Origin of the sequence: Alishewanella agri BL06 (assembly GCF_000272005.1) — a bacterium.
Lineage (GTDB): Bacteria > Pseudomonadota > Gammaproteobacteria > Enterobacterales > Alteromonadaceae > Alishewanella > Alishewanella agri.
The window spans coordinates 1-774 of record NZ_AKKU01000016.1; the positions used below are offsets into that span (position 1 = coordinate 1).

At 50.3% G+C, this 774-nt stretch carries 2 protein-coding genes; both read right to left on the reverse strand.

Annotation, left to right across the window (positions count from 1 at the left end; translation table 11 throughout):
• On the reverse strand, nt 1-240 hold a 240-nt coding region (locus tag AGRI_RS09935), incomplete at its 3' end, for a nucleotidyltransferase substrate binding protein (protein ID WP_008984810.1).
• Nucleotides 241-418: 178 nt separating this feature from the next.
• Nucleotides 419-774, reverse strand: a 356-nt coding sequence (locus AGRI_RS09940; RefSeq protein ID WP_337445396.1) for a nuclear transport factor 2 family protein, incomplete at its 5' end; no start/stop codon positions are given.

Consider the following 774-nt stretch of genomic DNA (forward strand, 5'->3'; position numbering starts at 1 on the left):
CCCCTGCTCATTAGCACTGCGGATCAAATCAGCAAAAGGCATTTGATCGAACAGTTCAGGTGAGGGCGAACTATGCTCAAGATAGCGTTTTAGTATTTTATGACTGATTTCATAGGTAAACTCGAAGCGCTGCACCAGGCCATCACGGATCTGGATATCGCTGATATCCAGTTGATAGCGCTGCCAACCTTCTTGCAAACGAGCAATAGCTTTTAGTAAAGGGCTAATATCTAGAGACATAAGCAAACCCTAACCCATAAAAAAATTACGCTTAGCATAGCCCAGGTACCCGCTCAGTACCAGCGAGGTAGCAATGCTAAGCCAAGGCACTTACTTCACAGCAATACTGCCATATTTGTTTTGGGAATAGAGGGTATAGGGTAAGGCCACGGTATCGGCGACTAGCGAGAAACTGCCATTAGTCAGCAGCAAAAAACCAGACCTGGCTAATCAGGCCTGCCTGGACCTCATAGACCACTGCCACTTCATAAGGTTCGTCCCGTAGTCCGGTCACGCGTTCATGATCGATGACTTTATTGCCAACGACCTGCCGGCTTAGTACTGCCGCCTGTAACTTTGGCAGGGTAAAACGTTCGGTAGCATAGAAGTGTGCCAGCGCCTCGCGCCCCTGCAAACTGGGTGCACTGGCCGGCATGCGGTAAATCCGCACATCCGGCGCATAACAGGCAATAAACTCGGCCAGATTATGCTGATTGTAAGCGGCGAGTTGCCGCGCCACCGGTTCAACGACTGACATAGAGCACCAGTATCGCC